Origin of the sequence: Flavobacterium oreochromis (genome assembly GCF_019565455.1) — a bacterium.
Classification (GTDB): Bacteria; Bacteroidota; Bacteroidia; order Flavobacteriales; family Flavobacteriaceae; genus Flavobacterium; species Flavobacterium oreochromis.
Window position 1 is genome coordinate 1,127,131 of sequence record NZ_CP067377.1, and the last position, 26,362, is coordinate 1,153,492.

Consider the following 26,362-nt stretch of genomic DNA (forward strand, 5'->3'; position numbering starts at 1 on the left):
TAGTTATCTCACTTAAAGTTTATAGCATGCAACTGTATAACACCTTAAGCGCAGAAGAAAGAGCTGAATTAATTGATCAAGCAGGAAAACAACGTTTGACAATTTCTTTCTACCAGTATGCGCGTATTCAAGATCCACAACAATTTCGTAATGATTTATTTTTAGCTTGGAATAAACTAGATGCTTTAGGACGCGTCTATGTAGCTAATGAAGGTATTAATGCTCAAATGAGTGTGCCCGCTGAAAATTTTGAAACCTTTCGAAATACTTTAGAAGCTTATGACTTTATGAAAGGAATTCGTATAAATGTAGCGGTTGAACATGATGATCATTCTTTTCTTAAATTAACAGTTAAAGTACGCCACAAAATTGTAGCAGACGGATTAAATGATGATTCTTTTGATGTAACTAACAAAGGAATTCATTTAAATGCAAAAGATTTTAATACAATTTTAGATGACCCTAATACGATTGTAGTTGATTTTAGAAATCATTATGAAAGTGAAGTAGGACATTTTAGAAATGCTATTACTCCTGATGTAGAAACCTTTCGCGAGTCATTACCTATTATAAATGAACAATTACAAGATTTTAAAGAAGATAAAAATTTAGTAATGTATTGTACAGGAGGAATACGTTGTGAAAAAGCATCAGCATATTTTAAACACCAAGGCTTTAAAAATGTATACCAATTAGAAGGTGGTATTATAAATTACGCACGTCAGATAAAAGAACACGGTTTAGAAAGTAAATTTATTGGTAAAAATTTTGTTTTCGATCATCGTTTAGGAGAAAGAATTACAGATGATATTATAGCACAATGTCATCAATGCGGCACACCTTGTGATAACCATACAAATTGTGCAAATGATAGCTGCCATTTATTGTTTATCCAATGTGATGATTGTGCTCAAAAAATGGAAAATTGCTGTTCAGTAGAATGTTTAGATACAACTCATTTACCTCTAGAAGAACAGGTTCTTTTAAGAAAAGGAATTCAAAACAGTAATAAAATATTTCGTAAAGGAAAATCAGAAGCCTTAAAATTTAAAAAATCAGGAGAACTTACTGCTACATCTTTAGCAAAAGCGACTGAAAATGATCAAAAATCTAAGAATATAAGACAGCGTATAGCAGTTAAAAAAATATTAATAGGAAAAGGTAATCATTACTATTCAAAAACACAAGTAGGACAATTTTTAATTGAGGCAGATCAAATCGTTTTAGGAGATAAAGTTCTTATTTCAGGACCAACTACCGGTAATCAGGAAATTATAGTAGAGAATATGTTTGTAAATGGTGAACCTAATTCTATTGCTAAAATAGGTGATAAAATTACGATGAACGTACCTTTTAAAGTGAGACCATCAGATAAATTATATAAAATTATAAAATAATGACAAGTTCAGGTAAAATAGAATTAATGGCACCCGCAGGAAATTTTGAATCCTTGCAGGCCGCCTTAGATAATGGTTGTGATTCAATATATTTTGGTGTCGAGCAATTAAACATGCGCGCTCGTGCTACTGTAAATTTTATATTAGATGATTTACCTGAAATTGCTCGTCGTTGTCAAGAAAAAAATGTAAGAACCTATCTTACATTGAATACAATTATTTATGATCATGATTTATCAATCGTCAAAACATTAATAACAAAAGCTAAAGAAGCAGGAATCACAGCTGTAATTGCTTCAGATCAAGCTGTAATTATGACAGCTAGAACAGCTGGTATGGAAGTTCATATTTCAACCCAGTTGAATGTTACAAATATAGAAACTGTAAAGTTCTATGCAATGTTCGCAGATACCATCGTTTTATCTCGTGAGTTAAGTTTACGTCAAGTAAAAAAAATTACTGAATTAATTGAGAAAGAACAAATAAAAGGACCAAGTGGTAATTTAGTAGAAATTGAAATCTTTGGACATGGCGCTTTGTGTATGGCGGTTTCAGGTAAATGTTACTTGAGCCTTCATTCCCATAATTCTTCTGCTAATAGAGGAGCTTGTAAACAAAATTGTCGTAAAAAATATACTGTTATTGATCAAGAATCAGGTTTTGAAATCGAAATTGATAATGAGTATATGATGTCACCAAAAGATTTATGTACAATAGATTTTTTAGATCAAGTAATTGATTCAGGAATAAAGGTGCTTAAATTAGAAGGTCGTGGTCGTGCTCCAGAATATGTAGCAACCGTTACGAGAACATATCGTGAAGCTATAGATGCTTATTATAACGGAACCTTTTCTAAGGAAAAAATAAATACTTGGATGGAAGCATTAGAAACTGTTTATAATCGTGGCTTTTGGAGCGGTTATTACTTAGGTCAAAAATTAGGAGAATGGAGCAAAGATTCAGGAAGTAATGCAACGCAAAAAAAGTATATGTAGGAAAAGGAATGCACTATTTTCCAAAAGCAAGTATTGGTGAATTTAAAATTGAAGCTTACGACATTAAAAAGGGAGATAAAATTTTAATAACCGGACCAAGTACTGGAGCTCAGGAAATGATTATTGAAGAAATGTATGTAAATGATTTGCTAGCTGATAAAGCAACAAAAGGAGATAGTTGTACATTTAAATTACCTTTTAGAATACGCCTATCAGATAAATTGTATAAAATTGTAGAAGCATAATGATTATCATAACTTTGCAAAGAGATAAATGTATTGGATGTAATTATTGCGTAGAGTTTGCACCAGCACAATTTCAAATGTCTAAAAAAGATGGAAAATCCGTTCTAATAAAATCAATTGATACAAAAGGTTTTCATACATTAAAATCACATGATCATACTATTTTTGAAGCATGCGAATTGGCAGAAAAAGCCTGTCCAGTACATATCATTACGGTAAAAGAAACCTAAAAATAAAAAATAAACTTTGTAAAAACCTGTTGAATTATAAATCCAACAGGTTTTTTTATTTTGGAAAATGTCATTTGATTTTTGGTACTTAAAAATTGTATCTTTACACACAAAACTAAATTGGCAGTACTAGTCTCACTTCAAAATGAGATGACCAATATATACTCAAGATTATGGCATGTAGTAATTGTTCAACTTCTTCAGGTTCTCCTAAGGGGTGTAAAAATAATGGGACTTGCGGCACTGATAGCTGCAATAAATTAACAGTCTTTGATTGGCTTTCTAATATGTCTCTTCCAGGAGGACAAGAGCCTTTTGACTGTGTAGAAGTTCGTTTTAAAAATGGTAGAAAAGAATTTTTTAAAAACCCTGAAAAACTAAGTCTTTCTATTGGTGATATAGTAGCTACGGAAGCTAATCCAGGACATGATGTAGGAATCATTACTTTAACAGGTGAACTAGTTAAAGTACAAATGAAGAAAAAAGGAACAGATCCTACAGGTGAAATACCAAAAATTTATCGAAAAGCTTCGCAAAAAGATATTGATATTTGGCAAGAAGCACGTAATAGAGAAGCAGGAATTCAAGTTCGAGCTCGTGAACTAGCCATTGCTTTAAATCTAGAAATGAAAATATCAGATATTGAGTTCCAGGGAGATGGGTCTAAAGCTACATTCTATTATACAGCTAACGATCGAGTAGATTTCAGACAATTAATTAAAGACTACGCAGCTGAATTTAAAATTCGTATCGAAATGAAGCAAGTAGGTTTTCGTCAAGAAGCAGCTCGTTTAGGAGGTGTAGGTTCTTGTGGTCGTGAATTATGTTGTTCCACTTGGTTAACTGATTTCAGAAGTGTAAATACTTCAGCAGCTCGTTATCAACAACTTTCTTTAAACCCTCAAAAATTAGCAGGACAATGTGGTAAACTCAAATGTTGTTTAAATTATGAGCTAGATACCTATATGGATGCTTTGAAAGATTTTCCAGATATGGAAACTAAACTACAAACAGATAGAGGAGAAGCTGCTTGTCAAAAAATTGATATATTTAAAGAATTAATGTGGTTTGCTTATCCTGATAATATGGCTATTTGGCATATGCTTAAGGTAAATGAAGTAAAAGAAATTTTAGCTTTAAATAAACAAGGTAAAAAAGTGGGTACTTTAGAAGATTTTGTTTATGAAGAAGAAAAAGAAACGGTTGAAAAAACATTTCAAAATGCAATGGGACAAGATAGTTTAACCCGCTTTGATCAACCTAAGAAAAAAAATAAGAATAAGAAAAAGAAAATAAGTACTTCTACTACTATTTCTGCTGAAAAAGCAGTTGAAAATAAAACAGAAAAGACAGTAAAACCTCGTTTTGAGAATAATAAGCCCAAACAAGAGCATAAGCCTAAACCAGAAACTCTAAAACCCAAATCAGAAGTGGTAAATCCTCCTAAAGGAGATCAGAATAAAAATAACCAAGCGGAAGGGCAAAGATCTAGAAACAATAGACCGAGACCCAAAAACAATAGGTCAAAAAATAGAAATGATAAAAAGATAATCAAAACTAATTGGTACGGATTCCTTTTAGGAGTCACATTGGTATCTTGTGATAAATCACAAGTATTTGACCAATATAAAACCTTTGAAAATGGATGGCCTAAAAAAGAAGCGGTCAGTTTTGAGTTTGAGCAGGATGCTTCTCAAAAACCATTAAATTTATTTATTAATATACGTAATAATGATGATTACGAATTTAGTAACCTATTTTTAATTGTTAGATTAGAGCAACCTAAAGGGAAAATATATGTTGATACATTAGAATATCAGATGGCAAACCCAGATGGAACTTTAATGGGACAAGGTTTTTCTGATGTTAAAGAAAGCAAATTGTGGTATAAAGAAAACTATATATTCCCTAAAAAAGGAAAATATAAAGTGACCATTCAACAAGCAGTGCGTGAGAATGGAAAATTAAAAGGGATTGAAAATTTAAATGGTGTTACTGAATTAGGTTTTAGAATAGAATCAATAGAAGAAAATAAATAACTATGACTCAAAAATTAAATACTCGCAAACCAGATTATGCTCCTTATGTAAAGAAATTTTGGAAATATTTTCTCTACACATTCGGAGGGGTTTTTTTGTTTTTCCTTTTTGCTTCTTGGGGCTTATTTGGCTCAATGCCATCCTTTGAAGAATTAGAAAACCCAGAGTCTAATCTAGCTACTGAAATTATTTCATCAGATGGTGTTGTTATTGGAAAATTTTTTAATGAAAATAGGACACCCGTAAAATATGAAGATTTACCGAAACATTTAGTCAATGCGTTAGTAGCTACAGAAGATGAACGTTTTTATGAACATTCAGGAATTGATGGAAAAAGAACTTTGAGTGCTGCTCTAAAGTTAGGTACAGATGGAGGAGCATCTACACTAACACAACAATTAGCTAAGTTACTTTTTCATGGAGAGCGTTCTAAATTTAAAATTATAGGATTAATTCAAAAAGCAAAAGAATGGATTATTGCAATTCGTTTAGAACGTCAATATACGAAAAACGAAATAATTGCCATGTATCTTAATAAAGTAGATTTTGTAAATACAGCAGTAGGAATTCGTTCAGCTGCTAAAGTATATTTTGCAAAAGAACCTAAACAACTTACAGTTGATGAATCAGCTATGTTAGTAGGAATGTTAAAAAATCCTTCTTTATTTAACCCATTAAAAAGGGAAGAAAAAGTGCGTGATCGCCGTAATGTTGTATTAAAACAAATGGAAAAAAATGGTTTCTTGACTACTACACAAAAAGAAAACTATCAAGCAAAACCTATTAGATTAACTTTCTCACCTGAAAAATACAATGAAGGAACTGCTACCTATTTTAGAGAATATCTTCGTGATTATATGAAAAAATGGGTAGAAGAAAATAAAAAAGAAGATGGGTCTGATTATAATATTTATTCAGACGGTTTAAAAATTTATACCACTATTGATTCTCGTATGCAATTATATGCTGAAGAAGCTATGAAAGAACACCTAGCTAATTTGCAACAAGAATTTTTTATAGAGCAAAAGAAAAATAAAACAGCTCCTTTTGTTAACATAACAGATACCGAAATTGAAAAAGTTATGGATCGTTCTATGCGAAATTCAGAACGTTGGAGAATATTATCTGATAATGGAATGGAAGAAGACGATATAAAGAAATCGTTCCATATAAAAACAAAAATGACCGTATTCACCTGGAAAGGAGATCGTGATACCGTTATGACACCTTATGATTCAATTCGTTATTATAAACATTTCCTACAACCAGGTTTAATGGCAATGGAACCTCAAACAGGTCATGTAAAAGCTTGGGTAGGAGGGATAGATTATCGTTATTTTCAGTATGATCACGTAGGTTTAGGAGCTCGTCAGGTGGGATCTACATTTAAGCCTTTCGTATACGCAACTGCTATACAGCAATTAGGTATGTCCCCTTGCGATACAATTTTAGACGGACCATTTATGATTCGTAAAGGAAAACACAACGTAACGGAAGATTGGGAGCCTCGAAATTCAGATAGAAAATATAGAGGTATGATGACCTTAAAAAGAGCATTAGCAAATTCAGTTAATACAGTATCGGCTAAATTAATAGACAAAACAGGTCCTGATGCTGTAATTGCCTTATTAAGAAAATTAGGTGTAGAAACAGAAATTCCTTCACAACCATCAATTGCTTTAGGGGCCGTTGATATTACAGTTCGTGATATGGTAGCAGCATTCAGTACCTTTGCTAATCAAGGTATCTATTTAAAACCACAAGTAATTTCTAAAATAGAAGATAAAAATGGAAATGTCATTTTTGAGCCTAAATTAGAATCTAAAGATGTATTGAGTAAAGATGTTTCATATGCAGTCATTAAATTATTAGAAGGTGTTACAGAGTCGGGTTCAGGAGATCGTTTACGTACTCAAGGAGGAGGTTGGAAATATAATAGGGTAACAGGATACCCTTATATGTTTACTAATCCTATTGCGGGAAAAACAGGTACTTCTCAAAATCAATCAGATGGATGGTTTATCGGTATGGTACCTAATTTAGCAACTGGAGTTTGGGTTGGAAATGAAGATAGATCAGCTCATTTTAAAACATTAGCAGCAGGTCAAGGAGCTACAATGGCATTACCTATTTGGGGACTTTTTATGAAAAAATGTTATGCAGATCCAACTTTAAATATTTCAAAAGAAGCTTTCGAAAAACCAAGTGATTTAAAAATTAAAGTAGACTGTTATAGTGCTCCTTCCCATTCAAGAAGAGAAAATGATAGCACAGCTAACGATTCTATAAGAGTAAAACCAGAGGACGAACAAAATACAGATGAATTTGGATTATAAACACAACTATGATATCTAGAAAAGTAAAAAACGTACAAGAAGCTTTAGAAGGAATACAAGATGGTATGACTATCATGTTAGGTGGTTTTGGTCTATGCGGAATTCCTGAGAATAGTATACAAGAGCTTGTAAAAAAGAAGTTAAAAATTTAACCTGTATTTCTAATAATGCTGGTGTTGATGATTTTGGTTTAGGCTTGTTGCTACAAAAACGTCAAATTAAAAAAATGATTTCCTCTTATGTAGGTGAAAATGCAGAGTTTGAACGTCAGATGCTTTCAGGTGAGTTAGATGTAGAACTAACACCTCAGGGTACTTTAGCTGAAAAATGTCGGGCTGCCCAAGCTGGTATTCCTGCATTCTTTACTCCAGCAGGTTATGGAACAGAAGTGGCTGAAGGAAAAGAGGTTCGTGAATTTAATGGTAAAATGTACATTTTAGAACACGCTTTTAATGCAGATTTCTCTATTGTTAAAGCATGGAAGGGAGATGAAGCAGGTAATCTAATTTTTAAAGGTACTGCTCGTAATTTTAATGCACCTATGGCAGGAGCTGCTAAAATTACTATAGCAGAAGTAGAAGAACTCGTTCCTGCAGGAACATTAGATCCGAACGAAATTCACATTCCTGGAATTATGATTAATCGTATTTTTCAAGGTGAAAGTTTTGAAAAAAGAATTGAACAACGTACAGTTCGTCATAAGTAATCAATATTCAATATTACTGTTTAGCAAAAGAAAAAATTATGTTGTCAAAAGAAGATATAGCAAAAAGAATAGCTAAGGAAGTTAAAGACGGTTATTATGTAAATTTAGGAATCGGAATTCCAACTTTAGTAGCTAATTATGTTCGTGAAGATATTTCCGTTGAGTTCCAATCAGAAAATGGCGTTTTAGGAATGGGACCATTTCCTTTTGAAGGAGAAGAAGATGCTGATATTATTAATGCAGGAAAGCAAACCATAACAACTTTACCAGGAGCAAGTTTTTTTGATTCAGCTTTTAGTTTCGGAATGATTCGTGCTCAGAAAGTAGATTTAACTATTTTAGGAGCTATGGAGGTTGCACAAAATGGTGACATTGCTAACTGGAAAATACCCGGTAAAATGGTTAAAGGAATGGGAGGGGCTATGGATTTAGTAGCTTCTGCAGAAAATATTATTGTAGCAATGATGCATGTTAATAAAGCAGGAGAATCTAAAATTCTAAAAAAATGTACTTTACCCTTAACAGGTGTAGGATGCGTAAAGAAAGTAGTAACCGAATTAGCTGTTTTAGAAATTACAAATAAAGGATTTAAATTATTAGAACGAGCTCCAGGTGTTACAGTTGATGAAATTATAAAAGCCACAGAAGCAGAATTAATAATAGAAGGAGATATACCAGAAATGGAATTTTAGTAAAAAATATTTATTTTTTAAAGCGATAGAAATTCTATCGCTTTTTTATGTTTTGTTTTTTTTATTGATAAAAATTAAAAAAATTCACAATAAACTTTTTATTTAAAAAAAATACTATATTAGTACTGAATTTATTAAAATATTATTTTTATCAACAAAACAAACTATTAACTATGAAAAAACAATTACACAGCGTAGCATCTATGATGGCTTTGTCATTAGTTACGTTATCAACCGTTGCTCAAGAAAGTAATAGGTATGTAGGAGTGAAAGAAAAAAGCAGTAATGGCACTCCCTCATTTATTTCATTCAGACAATCATCTGTTTATAAAACATCTGATGTTAAAACTTTATTTAAAGAGCAACTTGGATTAAGAACTAATCAAGATTTTGCTAAAATGAAGTCAGATTCTGATAACTTAGGATTTTCTCATGATAAATACCAATTATATCATAAAGGAATAAAAGTTGAATTTGCAACTTATTCAGTACATTCTAAAAATGGTAGAGTTAATTCAATGAATGGTGAATATTACAATATTGGTGATATAGATATTAATCCATCTATAAAAGCTGATATTGCCTTACAGAAAGCAATTACACATTTAGGAGCACAAGAATTTTTATGGGATAATTTTGCAGAAGCAAATGCTAATAAATATACTAAACCTCAGGGAGAATTAGTTTTGTTACCTATTGATAATACGGTTAAATTAGCTTATAAATTTGATATTTATGCTACGAAACCTTTAAGTAGAGGAGATATTTACGTAGACGCTCAAAATGGTCAAATATTGTTTTATAATGCTACTATAAAACATATAGGAGAGCACAGCCATGGTAAAAAAGTATCACAAGGAGCTTATTTAAATATGTTTAAAACAAATACTATGGCTTTTGTTACAGCTAATGCTGCAACTCGTTATAGTGGTTCACAAAGTATAGAAACATCTTTAAGTGGATCTTCTTATATATTATCTGAAGCAGGAAGAGGAAATGGTATTCAAACATATAATATGAAAAAAGGTACTTCTTATGCTTCAGCAGTAAACTTTACTGATGCAGATAATAATTGGACCGCTACAGAATATAATAACACCAATAAAGATAATGCTGCCCTAGACGCTCATTGGGGTGCAGAAAAAACATACGATTATTGGAAAAATGTTCATGGTAGAAATAGTTATGATAATGCAGGTGCTAAAATTAATAGTTACGTTCATTATAGTACTAATTATGATAACGCATATTGGGATGGAAGTAGAATGACATACGGAGATGGTAGTGGTACTTATTTCGACGCATTAACAGCACTAGATGTATGTGGTCATGAAATTGGACATGCTGTTTGTTCAAATACATCAAATTTAGTTTATCAAAATGAATCAGGAGCTATGAATGAAGGATTTTCTGATATTTGGGGAGCATGTATTGAAAATTATTCGCAAGTAAATAAACAAATCTGGTTAATCGGTGAAGATATTGAAAGAAGATCAGGTCACCTTGCATTAAGATCTATGAGTAATCCTAATTCTGAAGGGCAGCCTGATACATATAAAGGAACTAATTGGTATTCAGGAACAGGTGATTCAGGAGGTGTACATACAAATTCAGGAGTATTAAATTACTGGTTTTATTTATTATCTATTGGAGGATCAGGAACTAATGATATAGGAAATGCTTTTAACGTAACAGGTATAACTATTGCTAAAGCAGAGAAAATTGCTTTCAGAACAGAAAGTGTATATTTATCATCTAATTCAAATTATGCTAATGCAAGAACAGGTGCTATTCAAGCAGCTACTGATTTATATGGTGCAGGATCACCAGAAGTTATTGCTACCACTAATGCTTGGTATGCTGTAGGTATAGGAGCTGCTTATTCAGGAGGAACTTCAGATACTACTGCTCCAACTACTCCAACTAATTTAGTAGCTTCAGGTACTACTTCTACTTCTACTACTTTATCTTGGACAGCTTCTACCGATAATGTTGGGGTTATAGGATATAATATCTATAATGGTACTACTCTTTTAGTATCTTCAGCTACTACTAGTGCTACTGTTTCAAATTTAACAGCTTCTACTACTTATAATTTTACAGTTAAAGCAAAAGATGCAGCAGGTAATTTATCAGCAGCAAGTAATGCCGTTTCAGTAACTACTTCAGCAGGCTCTAGTGTTTCTTATTGCGCATCTAAAGGATCTAGTCAAGCAGATGAATGGATTGATTATGTAGCATTAAATGGTATGACTAATACAACAACTGCTAATGCAGGATATGGGGATTTTACAGCTAAAGTAGCACCTCTACCATACGGTTCTAATACTATCACATTTAGTGCAGGTTTTGCTGGTATTGCCTATACTGAGTATTGGTCTGTATGGATTGATTATAATAAAAATGGTACATTTGAATCAACAGAAAAAGTAACATCAGGTTCTTCTTCTAGTTCAGGAAATCTAACAGGTACTTTTACAGTTCCTACCACAGCTTTAGCAGGACAAACTAGAATGAGAGTTCAAATGAAATATGGATCTACTTCTACAGCTTGTGAAACATTCTCTTATGGCGAGGTAGAAGATTATACAGTTAATGTAGGTTCTACACCAGTTACAAGTCTTACTTCTGGTACAGAAATTTCAGATGAAGCAAATAATTATAATATAGAACTTTATCCAAATCCATCAAATGGAGTATTGAATGTAACAGTATTAGATAATAGAGCTGTTTCATATCAAATTTATAACTTAATGGGGCAACCTTTAAAATCAGGTAAATTAAATCAAGAAATTAATGTTTCTGATTTAGCAGCAGGTATTTATGTGATTGAAATTAATGATGGTCAAAAAACATTATCTAAGAAGTTTGCAAAAAAATAAGATTTAATCAAAATTATATGAGAGACCGAATTTTTTCGGTCTCTTTTTTATAATTACATTTGCAAAAAAAAGAATCATGAGTTTTCCAAAAGTAATTTTAAAGCAAGGAAAAGAAAAATCAATCTTACGTCGTCATCCATGGGTATTTAGTGGAGCTGTCTATGGTGTATCCCAAGAAATTTCAGATGGCGAAATGGTGGAAGTTGTTGATGCTAAAAATGAGTCTCTTGGAATAGGCTATTTTAGTGATAGAGGAAGTATAGTAGTTCGATTACTTACTTTTGGTCAAGAAGAATTTACAGATGATTTTTGGAATAAAAAGCTTATTTCTGCTTGGAATTTAAGAACTCAATTATTAGATTTCGAAGTAACAAATGCTTTTCGTGTTATTCATGGAGAAGGAGATGGTATACCTGGATTAATTATTGATTTTTATAATAATAATTGGGTATTACAAGCACATTCTTCAGGTATTTATTATCAAATAGAAAAAATAGCAAAAGCCATTCAATTCACTTTTCCAACCTATTGTGAAACGATCTATTGTAAAAGTAGTGGGACACTTCCTAATATAGGGACTGATTACTTTTTATATGGTAATACAGCAGAAACAGTAGCAAAAGAAAATCAGATTATGTTCTCTGTAAATTGGGTTGAAGGGCAAAAAACAGGTTTTTTTCTAGACCAACGAGATAACCGAAAATTATTGGCTGAATTTTCAAAAGGGAAAAAAAGTATTAAATACTTTTTGCTATACAGGAGGTTTTTCAATTTATGCTATGAAATCAGGAGCTGAGCTAGTAACTTCAGTTGATATTTCGCAAAAGGCTGTTGATTTAGCTGCTAAAAACATGGAATTAAATTTTTCAAATACAAATCATCAAGCAGTAGCAGATGATGTATTTAATTTTATGAAAGAAAATCATCAAATATATGATCTGATTGTATTAGATCCTCCTGCTTTTGCTAAAAGTATAAAAAGTAAACATACCGCAACCCAAGCGTATAAACGATTAAATATAGCAGGGTTAAAAGCTTTAGCTCCTAATGGAATCTTGTTTACTTTTTCTTGTTCACAAGTTATAGATGATGTATTGTTTTACAATACTATAGCTGCTGCTGCTATAGAATCTGGTAGAACTATTCGAGTTTTACATAAATTAGGTCAAGGTCCTGATCATCCTACTAATATCTACCATCCTGAAGGACATTATTTAAAAGGGCTGGTATTGTATGTTGAGTAATTTATATAGCTATTATTTAGAGGTATTTAAAAATAAAACTTTGAAGAAGGCAAAAATCTTTAAAGTTTTATTTTTAGCATTTTTAAATATACTTTTGTAACATAATAGAAGAAATAATTTATAGTTAAGGTAGAATTTAGTATGAATATAGATACCTTAAAGATGGAGTTGTGTAAAAAAACTTCTTAGCTAAATGGAGAATTTACTGAAATGATTTATGAATAAAATGTTCCTCAAAAAAATATTGAAGTTCCAGATTATGAATTAAAATTTGATTCAGTACACTTTTTGATTACACAAAAAAACTAAATAAAGAAAGTATTAAACCATTTAGTATAATAATCCCATTTGATCAAAAGATAAAAGTACTATAAGGTAGTTTTGCTAGTGATATCCATAATATTTTGCATAAATACAAAATTATCATCTGTTATGAATTTAAGTATTAATTATTATATGTTAATTAAGCTTTCTGCAACTATTCTAGATAGGTATTTAAAAAATGATGTAATCAATTTAAGTAATAAAATTAATATTAAAAATGTAATAAGTTTAGAATAAGTTAGAGATATAAATTCACAAATTGATATATTTCATAACATTATTTCTATTGGAATTTAGTATTCTCTAAGGAGATGGGAAAAATTAAAATGGTAAAAGATTGTTTAGAATTAAAAAAAAATATAAGAATTATACTTATATAAATAGAAGCAATAAATATGGTTTTTTTGATATATAAATCAACTTGAATCTATAAGAAAATATAAAGTGTTAAAAATATATTACTAGGTGTAATGAAAGAGAGATGATTATAAACTAGTACTTCATCACTCACTTATAATCATACCAATAGTTCTATTTTTTTATTATAAAATTAAAGATGAGTTGAAAATTATTCCAAAGGTTATTCGAAATATGAATTTTTAAAAGTTTTTATCTTTAAATGATTGATTAATATAATAAGTAAAAATTAATAATAATAATTTTAAAATGTTATAGTCAGAATATCTGAATGTTTTTTAAAAAATAACACTATGAATAAATAATAGGATTAGTATTTTGATAAATACTAATATTGCGAATTACAGTATTCTATGAGAAATAGTATTTTATCAGCCAACTTTTTTAATTCTAAATCATATAGTTAAATGAAATATTTAAATTTACCTTAAAATAAAACAATAGAGACAATAAATGAATTTTAAATCAATTATAATCTCAAACTACTACTAATTCTTAAGATGAAACTTTAGAAAAAGTGTTTTTTATGCTTATTAAAACGGAATCGAGTCATGATATTGGTTAATATGATTCGTTATATACGCTTACAAATCTAGACGTTTATTAATGGGATGTTAACAGGATTAAAAGAAATTAAATATGATCAATGAAAGCTACTAATAATTTAGCATTATCTAGAGAAATACTTACTTAAAAAGATGTTTTGAGTTATGAAAAGCACATGAATTACGATTTATATGACCAAAAAATATAAAACAATATCTCTTCAAAGAGATGCTTTCACGATTGTTTTTGGAGCTATAATCTAACTCTTCTTATTATTTTTAAAATTGAAAGAGCAAGTTATAGTCAGGTACAGCCTCTATACGAAATAAATTTATAAATCTTATCTGATTCAACTAATTAAAAGGCACTTTTTACTTTACATAATGAATTGACCAATGTTTTATGGTAATCACTTATACGCAAAAACCTCTGTAAGAAATAAGTTCTATAATGAATCTTAAAAACAAAACAAATAAATATGATATTTTTGAAATTGAAAATACTATCAAGAAAATCTTATATCTATAAATAAGACTATTATAAAAATTAAATATTATGAAAAAAATTTTATTTCTTTTTTTCTGTTTTTCAATAAAAACATTTTCTCAAACTATAACACCTCAAAATACGTTGACAAAAAAGTTAGAATTTATATCTAATGGTGAATGGAATACTACAGTTACAACACCTAGTAATGTGAATGATTTTACGAATGGCTATACCTTTGCTTACCCAAGTTCAGGAGCTCCTTGGCCAGGTGCATTTTTAAGTTTTGGAGGATTAAATAATGCCTATGATTGTCAAATTAGTACGAATTATTCAGAAGGTAATGCTATTTCTTTTAGAACTAGGAATGGAGATAATATGACTTGGAATTCATGGAAACAATTTTATCACACAGGTAATATAAATAATTCGGAGGTAAATTTTATAGCTAAAGATTTATATGCAATAAATAATTCTCCTACACTTTTTTTAAAAAGAAAAAATAATAATGGTAACTATACACAAGGTATTCAGACACAATTAGAAGATGGTAAGAATAATTGGTTTTTTGGAAATGTAGATAGTAATAGTTGGGTTGTATCTAAAGGAGATTATAGAGATCAAAAATTAGTAGTAAAAGATAATGGAAATGTAGGTTTAGGTACTATAAATCCTAGAGAAAAATTAGAAGTAGATGGAGGAAATATAGGAATTAGCTATTCTACTTCAGAGGGGCCTGCTTTATCTTTTCATAATCCTTCTAAAACTGAACCAGGAGCAATATGGAGAATTTATAATATGACAGGTTCATATGGAAATAGTTTACAATTTTGGAATTATCCTAGTAATTGGGCAACCGCTAATCAACGAATGATATTACATGATAATGGAAATATGAATTTAAATGGAAGTTTAACAGTAAGTGGTAATGCCCTTATGAATGATGTTATTTCAAATGGTTCTAATTCTTGGATTTTTCACTCACCAGATGATGGTAGAACATCTTTATATATTGCTCCTTCTATAAATAATGATTGGAAATGGGAAAAAGCTTTTATCTTAAATAATGGTAATGCGGCTTTAAATGGTAAATTAGAAGTTAAAGAAATAAAAGTAACGACAACACCTACGGCAGATTTTGTTTTTGATGAAGCTTATAAACTTCCTAATTTAGAAGATGTAGAAAAGCATATTAAAGAAAAAAAACATTTACCTGAAATTGCTTCAGCTAAGCAAATGAAACAAGAAGGAGTAAATGTAGGAAAATTTCAAATACAACTTTTACAAAAAATAGAAGAATTAACATTATATTCTATTGAACAAAATAAAAAAATAAATGAACAGTATAAGGATTTGCTATTACAAAAAGAGCAGATAAAACAATTAAAAGAAGAAATTAATTTATTTAAGAAACAAGTGAAAAATAAATAAATACAAAACTAAAAAGTATGTAAGTTATAATAAAGGGGTTTAACTTTTAATTAAAGGCGAGCCCTTTTTTAAAGTATAGCTAAGAACTAATAGAGGATTAGTTTCCAATTTTGGATTGATATTAACCATTTTCTGGTTGCTTTTAAAAATATTCAATATATAGATCTTTGAAAATTGATTCGTAAGAAATGATAATTTGTTTTAGTGTATTTTTAGTTTTTTAATTGAATTATTTGTATAAATCATTTTTAAATTTCTAAAAGAAAATAAAAAAAAGTAAGTTTTCCCAGTTTTCCTTTTAACATTTTACCGTATAAGTATATTTAGTTTCATTTATTGACAAAATTTATAAAGTAGTTTTGGCAGCCTGTTTAATTGGATCATGATGAATAAACTTGATTTATGTCCTTAGAAAATTTTTTATTTTCGAAATTATTATAATGTACATAATTTCTGATTATAGGGATTTTTTAGGATATTATAGCATAAATTCTCTAACTTAAAAAGTATTTAAGTTTTGTAATTTGCCTCGTCTTAAAAGTATATTGTTGTACACAATTGTTTTAAGACAAGGCAAATCTACGTTTAATAAGCAAACAAACAATTTCTAAAAAACATTCTTAATCAATTTAGTCTAATATTTTATTAATAATTTCACTTTTATCAGAAACTACTGGGAAATAATCTATAGTAAAAAGCTATTTTTCCTAATTGAAAAACAATTTTAAAAGAATCTTTAAATGATAGTTTAGATCCATCCATATGAATCCATCTTTTTAAAGGTACTTCACAAATAACTTTTTTAGCATTTTCTATTCCATAAATTTTTTTCATTCTCATAAAGATTTCTACATCAAATAACCACTTGGTGATAAATTTTTTTTGGAATGTTTTTTCAATTATTTCTTGTTTCATTACTTTTGCACCACATTGTGTATCTCTAAATTCCATTCCGAGCGTTTTTCTTATGATGAAATTTATCGTCATTGAAATGATTTTTCTAGCGGATTCTTTTGTAATTTCAGCCCCCATTCTATCTATTCTAGAACCACTAACAATTTTATATTCTGAATTTTTTATTGTATCAACTAATTTGTGAAAATCTGCGAAATCTGTAGATAAATCAGCATCTAAAAAACCTATGTAATCAAACTGATTTAATGAGGTCAGATGTAACATTCCTAAACGAACTGCTTCTGCTTTCCCACCATTTTTAGAGCAGTTATAAACACTCATATTGTTTTGATTTCCTTCGCATAACTCATTTAATACTTTTAACGTATTGTCTGTACTTCCATCATTTACAAAACATAAATGATATCCTAAATTTGTTTTAATAAATTTTTTAAATTCAGAGCTTAACAATCGTTGCTCTTCATTATAACAAGGAATAACAACACCTATACTTTTTTCTTGTAAAAATTGATTATGATGATCAATATTTTCCGATATTTTCGGAGTTCCAAGTATTTTTTTAACACGTGCTCCTATTTCATTTAAACTTAGAGGTTTTTTTAAGTAATCATCCGCCCCTAAATCAAAACCTTCTAATATGACATTTTCTTGTGTATTTCCTGACAATACGATAACAGGTGTATTTCTTTTTCTACCAATTTTAATATATTTAACTATTTTAAGACCATGAGCATTATTTTCAACATCTTCTTTGGACATATTAGAAATAGAAGACGGAAGTACAGGCATATTCATGTCTACTATAACTAAATCAGGTTCAATATGATCATATAATTGAATAGCATCATGAACATTATTACAAGTATGAACTTCAAATCCTAAATCTGTTAAATACATCTCTAAAGACAATAATACTAATTGTTGATCATCAATAGCTAATATTTTTTTCATTTTAATGTTTTTAGTTTATTATAGTACTAAATTAAGTCTAATAAATCTTCATTTTTACTATTTTAGACAAATACGAATATTTGTTTCGACGAATGGTTAATTTATAACGATGCAATATTTCTAAAAATTAATTTTTGCCATTACATTTACAATACAAGTTTTATTCATAATAATGTGAGAGAACCGTCCAATAAATATCTTATTTCAGCTCTTTTAATTGGGGTAATTTTTCATGGGAGTGCAATATTTTTCACTTTAGAGAATACCTATGATGCACTAATTCACCTTTTTTTGGTAACCACTATGCACAAAATTGGTTTGAACCTTGGAATTATAGTTGGTATACAGGTTTTAATGTAATGAGTTATCCTCCATTAGTTCATCAATGTATCGGGTTACTTTCTTTTGTATTAGACTTAAAATTTAGCTTATTCTTAATTGCTATTGTAGGTGTAGTATTATTTATTACTGGTGTTTATAGATTTTCATTACTTATATCCAATAATAGATTTGTGGCTGGATACGCATCAATAATTGCAGTAGTTTCATCTTCTTTTGTTGAAGCTTTGCATATTTTTGGTCAACTACCGAGTATAATTGGAATTTCAATTTTAATGCACTCTTTACCTGAAATTTATTTATACATTAGAAGAGGGCAAATTAAACATTATTTTAATGCGTTATCATTAATAGCAGTAACAGTTTGTTCACATCATGTTACTCCTATATTTGGTATGGTTTTCTTTATAGCCCCTCTTATAGGAATGACTGTTATTGATAAAGCGCGGGAATCAACACAATCATTTGAAGAAATTAAAATTAAACTTTTTCTTAAGACACTGTTTAAATTATTAAAAAGGATTATTTTATTTTGTGTAAGTGTTATTATACTTATTATTATATGTATTTTACCTTATTGGATAAATTCTAAGAAGAATCCAATTACCCAAGTTCCAATTCCTCACGGAAGTCGAGATAACTTTATTGAAGTTACTTCGTCAGGATTAGTCTTTTTGTAATACCTTGGGGTATATTATTGTTTGTTTTACCTTATGTTTTTTACAGATTCTATTCAAAACGATATTTGTTTTTTGGATTTTCACTAGCAATGCTTAGTTTACTAGGGACAGGTGGTACAACTCCTTTACCAATTAAAATTTTAGGTGCTAACGCATTTAATATTTTAACACTAGACCGATTTACATTTTGGGCAAGTATTATGTGTTTGCCTATGTTTGGTGAATTTATATATAGACTAATTGAAGGAGATCTTAAAAAAGCTATACAAAATAAATATGGTAGTGTATACCATAAATTTATTATAGGTTTATATGCTGGTGGTATCATTTTTTTAGCAATTTTTACCATTACATTAAGTAATTTAAGACCCTTACAGCCTAAAAAAATTGACATGCAGCCCATTGTAAATTTTTTAAATCAAGATCAACATGATCAATGGCGATTTTTACCATTAGGCTTCGGTGATCAAATGGCTTATTTGTCAACCTTAACGAGAGCAATGACTGTTGATGGAAACTATCATTCTGCAAGACGTCTTCCAGAATTAACCTCTAGAGCAGTAGAACGTTTAGAAAACTCTAAATTTAGAGGTTTGGAAGGTATTGGTTCTTTGCAACAATTTCTTACTGTTCCAGAAAAATATAATCTAAAATATATATTTTCAAATGATAAATTTTATGATCCCATACTTTATTACTGTGGTTGGCATAGAATAGGTTTATTAGAAAATGGAATTATGGTATGGGAGAAAATAAGCGTAAAACCCCTCTCAAAAATTTTACCTAAAGATGATATTCCTAATTATTTAAAACTAATGTGGGGTATTATACCTATGATTACTATCATTATTGCTTTTGTGCTAAACATACAAATGATATGGATACAAGCTTTAAAAACGAATAATAAGAGTTTAACAAATTTTAAGGAGTATAAATTACATTATAATGTATTTAATAAAAAGTTAGTATCTATCCTGCACTATTGGGGAATTTTACTTTCCTTAATCATTTTAATTAGTTTATACTTGTTATATAGAGATATAGGTAAACAATTGAGTCCTCAAAATGTGGTTAAATCATATTATAATGATCTAGATCATAAAGATTTTAGAGCAGCATATAATTTAACACTTCCTAAAAAAGGATATCCATTTTCACAGTTTATGCTTGAAATTTCTGTAAGAGATGGTATTATAAATTCATATGCAAAACTAGATTCTATAGCAGTTAATACAGTATTTACAGGACCTAAAAATGCTAAAGTTATTGCACAAACAAAATGGGTTACTCCTTTAAAAATGATTTATAAAACATTTATTCATTTTGTGAATAAAAAAAATGGAAAGTGGTATATAATCCCCGAAAATAAAGATACAGATATACCTCCTGATGAACTTTTTAGTACTAATCAAACAGAATTTTATAAACAAGGACGAAGAAGAATAACAACTCAACAAACCTATCACGAAGATGTTTTAAGACAACCTGACCTAGAAATAATTTCAGCTTCACTTATAGAAAGAAATAACCGATTTGAGATTATAGGAAAACTTCAAAATATTGATAATGTTCCAGCCGATGTTATTTTAAAAGCAGACCTATATGATCATGAGGAGATTATGGTTGCTTCTTTTAATTCAAAATACACTATAAAACATAAATTAAATCCTAAAGAAACTACTCCTTTTAAAATAGAATTTGAAGAAATTGCTTGGCTAAAAAATACAGACGTTAAACCTAAAACTTTTAATCCGGATCAATTTTCACCAAAATATTTTAAATCAAAACCAGTTAGTTTTAATCTACATGGAGAAGGGAATGTTGTTACTACTGATTTATATAATTCTGTAGCATTAAATGATTTAGAAAAAGAAAAAGGAAGAATAAAAGGATCTCTTTTTAACTTTGGAACACAGGAAGTTACAATTTCGGAATTAATCATTTCGTATTATAATGATAAAAAAGAACTCATTTATGTAGATCACAATTTTATAAATGAAGGTATACGTATTCAAAGAAAACAATATTTTGATTATAAATTATTAGATTTAACTAAGATAAAAATTATTAACTCAAATATTAAAAACTGTTTTATAAATGGTATCTCAAATCAATCTATTGCTCGATCCGTTTTTGAAAAAAATAATGGAAATGAATTAAATCAACTGCAGAAAATAGAAGGAAAAGGATTTTCGTTTATTAAAATTAATTTTAATAACTTTATTGGTAATCCAAGGTTATGAAACAAAAAAAAAATATTCTTGTTTTCATTATTTTCGTCCTATTTTGTGGGTTTACTAATTGGTATAATACCACTAAAAAATATTTATGTCTTAATCCAATAATAAAAAGTGAAGCAGGTAAGAAGCTTTATTTTCAATTTATAGCTCCTGATAATAGTCAACTTTTTATTAACCATTCATATGGAAAAACAATTTTATCTGGAAAGAAAAAAGGTCATTTATTACATTTTGAAATACCAGAAATTTACACAAAAAAAACAGGAAATATTTCATGGTTTCTTATACATGATGAAGTTGTACTCTTAAAAGGAAATACTGAAATTTACCCTTCTATTATTTCTCAAAAACCTTTAGAATCTTATTTAGGTCCTCCAAGTACTTTAGCAGGACCTCCTCATTTTGTAATGTTTGTTACAATACCCTCTGATATTTATGATAATCCTTTACCAACAAATACAAGCGTAAATTATAAAGAAAATTTCTTTGATAATATTCAAAATAATATAGTGCTAACAAAGAACTTGATAGCTTGGAAAAATATATTTGCACCAACAAAGTCCGGTAAGATATTTTTATCAGCTATGGTTAAAACATCTATATCAAAAGAATTTGAAGCTATTATATTTCCAAATATTCCAACTAACTTTTTAATAAATTATTCAAGAAGACATTCTTTTGCCGATGGAAATCAAATAACAAGTTTATATACAAGTATAATAAAAGATAAGTATGGAAATTTAATTAGTGATGCTACACAAGTGAATTTTTTGATATCTAGTCAAAACGGGACATACCTTACTACACAAGGAAATACCTTAAATGGCATTGCTACAGCTCAAATATTACATCCTGACCATAAAGAAAACTACAAAATAAAAGCTTTTGTAGATGGTATGGCAGAAAGTAATGTTATTAATATTAATTATAAGGAAATTACAGCAGAGATACCTTATAGTTTTATTCGTAATCGATACTTACAAGTAGGACCTATAAAAAGTTACATGCATCAATTAATTCCTGATGGAATTACCGTTACAGTTAAAGTATATAGAAAAAATAAGTTAGTTGCAGAAATTATAGAAAATACTTTTAAAGGTATTAGTAATTTTAATTTCCAAGAAGAGGAATTTAGGCCTGATGCCTATTCATTTGAGATATCCGTTTTAGGGAAGACAATAAAAACACAGAAAATTTTATATGCCAATTATAAATAATAAAAATAGTTATCGTTTCATTTTAATAAGCTCTTTTATTTTGCTCAACTTATTAATATTATATGGATTAAGTTCTATAATTGCCTTTATGAATTCAGGGGCAGACAGGACTACTATGCTTCATTTAGATAAAGAACCTATAAATACTTACCTTCCCAAAGTTACATGGGAAAAAAATGAAAATGAAGGTAGAGAAATAGAACCTCAAACGGTTAAGAAAATAGAAAAACATTATTTATTTTCATGGTATGTACGGAATAACGCTTTAAATAAAAATAGAAAAGAAGGATTAGCTGATTATTTTACTCAAAATAGTTACAATCAATTGATTAAAGTAGTAAGCGAAAATAGATCCCAAAAGATTACAGTAGATAATACTACTTTAAAACATAATTTAAAATTAGAATTTTATAGCGAAGATGGACAGCAAGTTGTTATAACAGATAAAAATGTTGTTGAATTTCAAAATGTTTATCAGAATGATAAATTTATTGCTTCAGTTAAAGATACCTCTTTGTATAAAGTGATCTTATTATTAGAAGATGGTTACTGGAGAGTCAGGCATTTACTAAAAATGAAGAAAGAGCCAGAAAATAAAATTCTAAAAGAGAACGGAATTTTTACTATTCAAAATAAAAAGATTTATAAATCAGGAATCCCTTTTAAAATAAAAGGGATTAACTACTATCCTAAAGATTCTCCTTGGGATATGTACGGAAAAAAATATGATTCTATAGCTATTAAAAAAGACTTTAAAATTATAAAAAATGCTAATTTGAATACAATTAGAATTTTTGTTCCATATGAAGATTTTGGAAAAGCAGAAATAAAAAAAGATAGATTAGATAGGTTAAAACAAATTATAAAAATTGCAAAAAGCAATAATTTATTTGTAATTGTAACCTTATTTGATTTTTATACTGATTATTCCGTTGAAAGCTGGACATTAACCCATCGTCATGCTGAAAAAATTATTATGGAATGTATTGAATTTGAAAATATTCTGGCTTGGGATATAAAAAATGAACCTAATTTAGATTTTGAGAATAGAAAAAAACAAAATGTTATCCCTTGGTTAGAAAATATGATTGATCTAATAAAAGAATTAGATACAAAACATTTGGTAACAATTGGTTATTCTAATAGAGAGTCTGCAGAAATACTTAAAAATAAAGTAGATTTTATTTCCTTTCATTATTATGATAATCCTAGTAATTTTTTAAAAACGTATCATGGATTAGTAAAAGCAGTTAACAAACCTGTAATATTGGAGGAATTTGGATTATCATCAAATAAAAATTTTTGGAACTGGTTTGGTAATTCTAAAGAAAATCAGGCAAAATATCATAAAGAAATGCAAGAATATTTTAAGGGGAACGATATTTCATTTATTTCTTGGACTCTTTATGATTTTTCTACTGTGCCTGATTTTATTTTTTGGGAATAAGTTTTGGATAGAAAATAAACAAAAAAACTTTGGTTTTATTGATAAAAGTGGTAAAAAGAAACCTTCTTTTTTATTCCTATCACATTAAATTTTTTATACAGTATTAATTAATTGGTTTATTTCATATAAATATTTATCAGCTATTTTATCCATTGTTAAAGTACTAGCTACCTTATAATTATTGTATGCTAGTTCTTTTCGATAGTTATCATCTTTTAAAATTTTATGGATCGCTTTTGTGAGTGATTCAACAGACTCTGATTCAAAAAACTCTCCTTTATACCCTTCTTCTTCTATAAGTAAAGCTAAATCTCCTAAATTAGGCAATACAACAGCTTTACCATAACTTCCGGCTTGATGTAATACTCCTGAACTACCAGTAGTTGATGTATAAGGAAAAACAACTACAGTACTTTCTGTAAAAATTTTTTCTACATCATTTTCCTGAACATAACCTGTAAAAATTAGGCCTTTTATATCTGAATATTTTTTTTGAATATTTTCAAGATATCCTGGTGTATTAGGACTGTTAGTACCCGCAATTACGACTTCTATGGGGTCATTATAGATTTTTCTAATTTCTTGTAGAGCTTCAATTAAAATTTCAACTTTTTTATAGGTTCCAAATTTTCCAAAAGCCATTATTTTTCTTGGTCCTGACGGTAAATCAAAATTAGGTTTAGAGATAGTTTCAAATGAACCATGAGGGATTAAAATTACATTATTTACCTTATATTTAGATTTTAAGATTTCAACATATTTATTTATAGTAACAGAAACCTTATTTGATTTTAAAATAAAAAAAGTTAAACTACTTCCTATGGCGTTATAAATATTTTGCATCAATTTGTTTTTTGTAAAACCAGCAGTGTCTAAATCTACTTGTTCTAAGATATTATGCATTAATACCATTGTTTTAAATCCTAATATTCGTAAAATAAAAGGTAATAATAATCCTAATGCAGCAGGTATTTTCTTATCGCCAAACTTTACAAATTGGAGGTTAAATAAAATAGCATCAGGTTTACTAGTTATAACAGCTTTACAAATAGTAAAAATAATTTTGTAACTATTAAATGACCAACATTCATTGACTTTTACTTTTTCATAATGATCAAAATCAAGCTGTTTAGCTTCATTGGTCTTATCACACATCAAGATTAGTTCAGAAACTTCCTCTTTTTGAACAAAATTTTTCACTAAATGATAGCCATATTCGTTAAGCGTAACTTTACTAGGAGGAAAAGATGTTATAACTGCTAGTTTCATAGTTTGTTTTACTTTAGTTTTTAATCACTTTGTGTTAATAAAAAATATTTATATATTATTTGATTTAATGACTTTAAATTTAACACTAACTAATGAATAAATCACTTGAAATAATAGTAAAAAAAGCATAGTAACTATCTGAACATGGACAACTTGATTTAGAGATTGATGGTAAAAAGTAATTAATATAACTTGAATACATCCAAAAAAAGCCGAAATAAAAACAGGTATATAATTATTTATGGATAAATAGTAATATGTTAAAAGATTTGCAATAACAAAAATCGTAGTAGCTAGGGCATATTTCCATAAGATAGAAGCGATTACTAAATATTTTTGTCCAAACATTATTAATAAAATTTCTTTTGAAAAAAGAGCAGAAAAAACTATGATTAAAAAGGACAATATGATTATATAAAAAACATAATTAAATAATACACCTCTTGTTTCTTTTCCTTGCTTTTTTAATAAAATTACCTTAGGTAATAAGAGCATTATAAACATCCAAGAGACGAAATAAATGACTCTACCTATTAATGCAATTGACGAATATAATCCCGCTTCATAATTTGGAAAATAATGCTTAACTAAAATTATATCACTATTATTAATAATAATTTGAGTAAATTCATAAAAAGCAGTTATTATAAAAAATAACCGTACTTCACAAATCCAAGATGATGTTTTAGTAATCTGAAAATATTTTTTTAATTCAATTTTTTTGTAAGGGAATAAACCACAAATTATTGATATAAAAATACCTAATGCTACAACATTTGATATCGCTATCTCTGGAAAAGCAAATAGGAATACATAGGTAACGATTAACCTACTTAACATTTCATATAAATAGGATTTAGATAAATTATAAAAATAACTTTTACCTTGCTCTATTCCTCGTTTTACACTCATTAAAAAATAAAAAGGAATTGCAAAACCAAAAATTACAAACATCAATGCTGTTTCTGTTTGAAATAGCTCTTGTAGATTTTTTGAAAAAGAAAAAATGAAAGACCTATTATAATACCTAAAAAAATGGCAATTTTATTAAAGAAAACGATCAAAGCATCACGGTCCCCTTCTTGTAAAGTAACCGTAAACTTAGTTGTTGCAATTTGAAAAGTCATACCTATAAATGATAAAACTAATAAAAGGGTAATTAAAATTGCCGTATCAGCAAAAATTTGAGGTCCTAGTATCCTTCCTAAAACTAAGTTATAAAAATAGTTTCCTAAATTTACAATAAGCATCACAAACATAAAGTACCTGTCCTTACTCAATGTAAGTGATGATAAAAAGGTTTTATTTAATAATAGTGCTTTCATTATATATTT

General features: G+C 28.6%; 15 protein-coding genes and 4 pseudogenes. 15 read left to right on the plus strand and 4 right to left on the minus strand.

Annotation, left to right across the window (positions count from 1 at the left end; all coding sequences use genetic code 11):
• The first annotated feature begins 26 nt into the window (after window positions 1–26).
• The 12 genes and pseudogenes from trhO to JJC03_RS05540 all read left to right on the plus strand — a co-directional run bounded on the left by trhO (window position 27) and on the right by JJC03_RS05540 (window position 15,970).
• Window positions 27–1,397 carry an oxygen-dependent tRNA uridine(34) hydroxylase TrhO gene (gene trhO, locus JJC03_RS05495; protein ID WP_088444822.1) on the plus strand — a complete coding sequence of 457 codons (1,371 nt, stop codon included), beginning with the start codon at window positions 27–29 and terminating at the stop codon, window positions 1,395–1,397.
• Window positions 1,397–2,637, plus strand: a pseudogene (locus JJC03_RS05500) (peptidase U32 family protein). The gene trhO and the pseudogene JJC03_RS05500 overlap by 1 nt, the downstream one beginning before the upstream one ends.
• The gene (locus tag JJC03_RS05505; RefSeq protein WP_088400322.1) at window positions 2,637–2,867 is read left to right on the plus strand and encodes a ferredoxin; all 231 of its coding nucleotides are present in this window, start codon (window positions 2,637–2,639) and stop codon (window positions 2,865–2,867) included. The pseudogene JJC03_RS05500 and the gene JJC03_RS05505 overlap by 1 nt, the downstream one beginning before the upstream one ends.
• Before the next feature lie 173 nt (window positions 2,868–3,040).
• Window positions 3,041–4,154, plus strand: a pseudogene (locus tag JJC03_RS17425) (PSP1 domain-containing protein); the annotation flags it as partial.
• Between the two features lie 23 nt (window positions 4,155–4,177).
• Window positions 4,178–4,906 carry a gliding motility lipoprotein GldH gene (locus JJC03_RS17430; protein ID WP_508623375.1) on the plus strand — a complete coding sequence of 243 codons (729 nt, stop codon included), beginning with the start codon at window positions 4,178–4,180 and terminating at the stop codon, window positions 4,904–4,906.
• Between the two features lie 2 nt (window positions 4,907–4,908).
• Window positions 4,909–7,242: a penicillin-binding protein 1A gene (locus JJC03_RS05515; protein ID WP_088400328.1), complete on the plus strand. Its 2,334-nt coding sequence runs from the start codon at window positions 4,909–4,911 to the stop codon at window positions 7,240–7,242.
• An 8-nt stretch (window positions 7,243–7,250) separates the two neighbouring features.
• Window positions 7,251–7,948 (plus strand): annotated as a pseudogene (locus tag JJC03_RS05520) (CoA transferase subunit A).
• Between the two features lie 38 nt (window positions 7,949–7,986).
• Window positions 7,987–8,640: a CoA transferase subunit B gene (locus tag JJC03_RS05525; protein ID WP_088400332.1), complete on the plus strand. Its 654-nt coding sequence runs from the start codon at window positions 7,987–7,989 to the stop codon at window positions 8,638–8,640.
• 173 nt (window positions 8,641–8,813) lie between these two features.
• The gene (locus JJC03_RS05530) at window positions 8,814–11,522 is read left to right on the plus strand and encodes a M4 family metallopeptidase (RefSeq protein WP_235874155.1); all 2,709 of its coding nucleotides are present in this window, start codon (window positions 8,814–8,816) and stop codon (window positions 11,520–11,522) included.
• Between the two features lie 76 nt (window positions 11,523–11,598).
• Window positions 11,599–12,318, plus strand: a complete 720-nt coding sequence (locus JJC03_RS17435) for a class I SAM-dependent rRNA methyltransferase (protein ID WP_258932348.1) — start codon at window positions 11,599–11,601, stop codon at window positions 12,316–12,318.
• The gene (locus JJC03_RS17440) at window positions 12,233–12,766 is read left to right on the plus strand and encodes a class I SAM-dependent rRNA methyltransferase (RefSeq protein ID WP_258932587.1); all 534 of its coding nucleotides are present in this window, start codon (window positions 12,233–12,235) and stop codon (window positions 12,764–12,766) included. Before JJC03_RS17435 ends, JJC03_RS17440 begins: the two co-directional genes overlap by 86 nt.
• Window positions 12,767–14,608: 1,842 nt before the next feature.
• Window positions 14,609–15,970 (plus strand): hypothetical protein, encoded by a 1,362-nt coding sequence (locus JJC03_RS05540; protein WP_174647548.1) that lies wholly within the window; start codon window positions 14,609–14,611, stop codon window positions 15,968–15,970.
• 663 nt (window positions 15,971–16,633) lie between these two features.
• Here JJC03_RS05540 and JJC03_RS05545 read toward each other — a convergent pair.
• Complete coding sequence (locus tag JJC03_RS05545; RefSeq protein WP_088400603.1) at window positions 16,634–17,836, minus strand: glycosyltransferase; 1,203 nt, start codon at window positions 17,834–17,836, stop codon at window positions 16,634–16,636.
• A 174-nt stretch (window positions 17,837–18,010) separates the two neighbouring features.
• Between JJC03_RS05545 and JJC03_RS05550 the strand changes: the two are divergent.
• The 3 genes and pseudogenes from JJC03_RS05550 (at window position 18,011) to JJC03_RS05560 (ending at window position 23,759) form a co-directional block, all read left to right on the plus strand.
• Window positions 18,011–21,098, plus strand: a pseudogene (locus JJC03_RS05550) (hypothetical protein).
• Window positions 21,095–22,312 carry a hypothetical protein gene (locus tag JJC03_RS05555; protein WP_235874156.1) on the plus strand — a complete coding sequence of 406 codons (1,218 nt, stop codon included), beginning with the start codon at window positions 21,095–21,097 and terminating at the stop codon, window positions 22,310–22,312. Before JJC03_RS05550 ends, JJC03_RS05555 begins: the two are co-directional and overlap by 4 nt.
• Complete coding sequence (locus JJC03_RS05560; RefSeq protein ID WP_258932351.1) at window positions 22,296–23,759, plus strand: glycoside hydrolase 5 family protein; 1,464 nt, start codon at window positions 22,296–22,298, stop codon at window positions 23,757–23,759. The genes JJC03_RS05555 and JJC03_RS05560 overlap by 17 nt, the downstream gene beginning before the upstream one ends.
• Before the next feature lie 93 nt (window positions 23,760–23,852).
• Here the strand turns inward: JJC03_RS05560 and JJC03_RS05565 are convergent, their stop codons facing one another.
• From JJC03_RS05565 to JJC03_RS18680, 3 genes are read right to left on the minus strand one after another with little or no spacing between them, the layout of a single operon-like run.
• Entirely contained in the window at window positions 23,853–25,028 is a 1,176-nt protein-coding gene (locus JJC03_RS05565) for a glycosyltransferase (protein ID WP_088400611.1), read from the minus strand.
• 48 nt (window positions 25,029–25,076) lie between these two features.
• Complete coding sequence (locus JJC03_RS05570; RefSeq protein WP_309597755.1) at window positions 25,077–25,985, minus strand: MATE family efflux transporter; 909 nt, start codon at window positions 25,983–25,985, stop codon at window positions 25,077–25,079.
• The gene (locus tag JJC03_RS18680; protein WP_309597756.1) at window positions 25,982–26,353 is read right to left on the minus strand and encodes a hypothetical protein; all 372 of its coding nucleotides are present in this window, start codon (window positions 26,351–26,353) and stop codon (window positions 25,982–25,984) included. Before JJC03_RS18680 ends, JJC03_RS05570 begins: the two co-directional genes overlap by 4 nt.
• Between the last annotated feature and the right edge of the window lie 9 nt (window positions 26,354–26,362).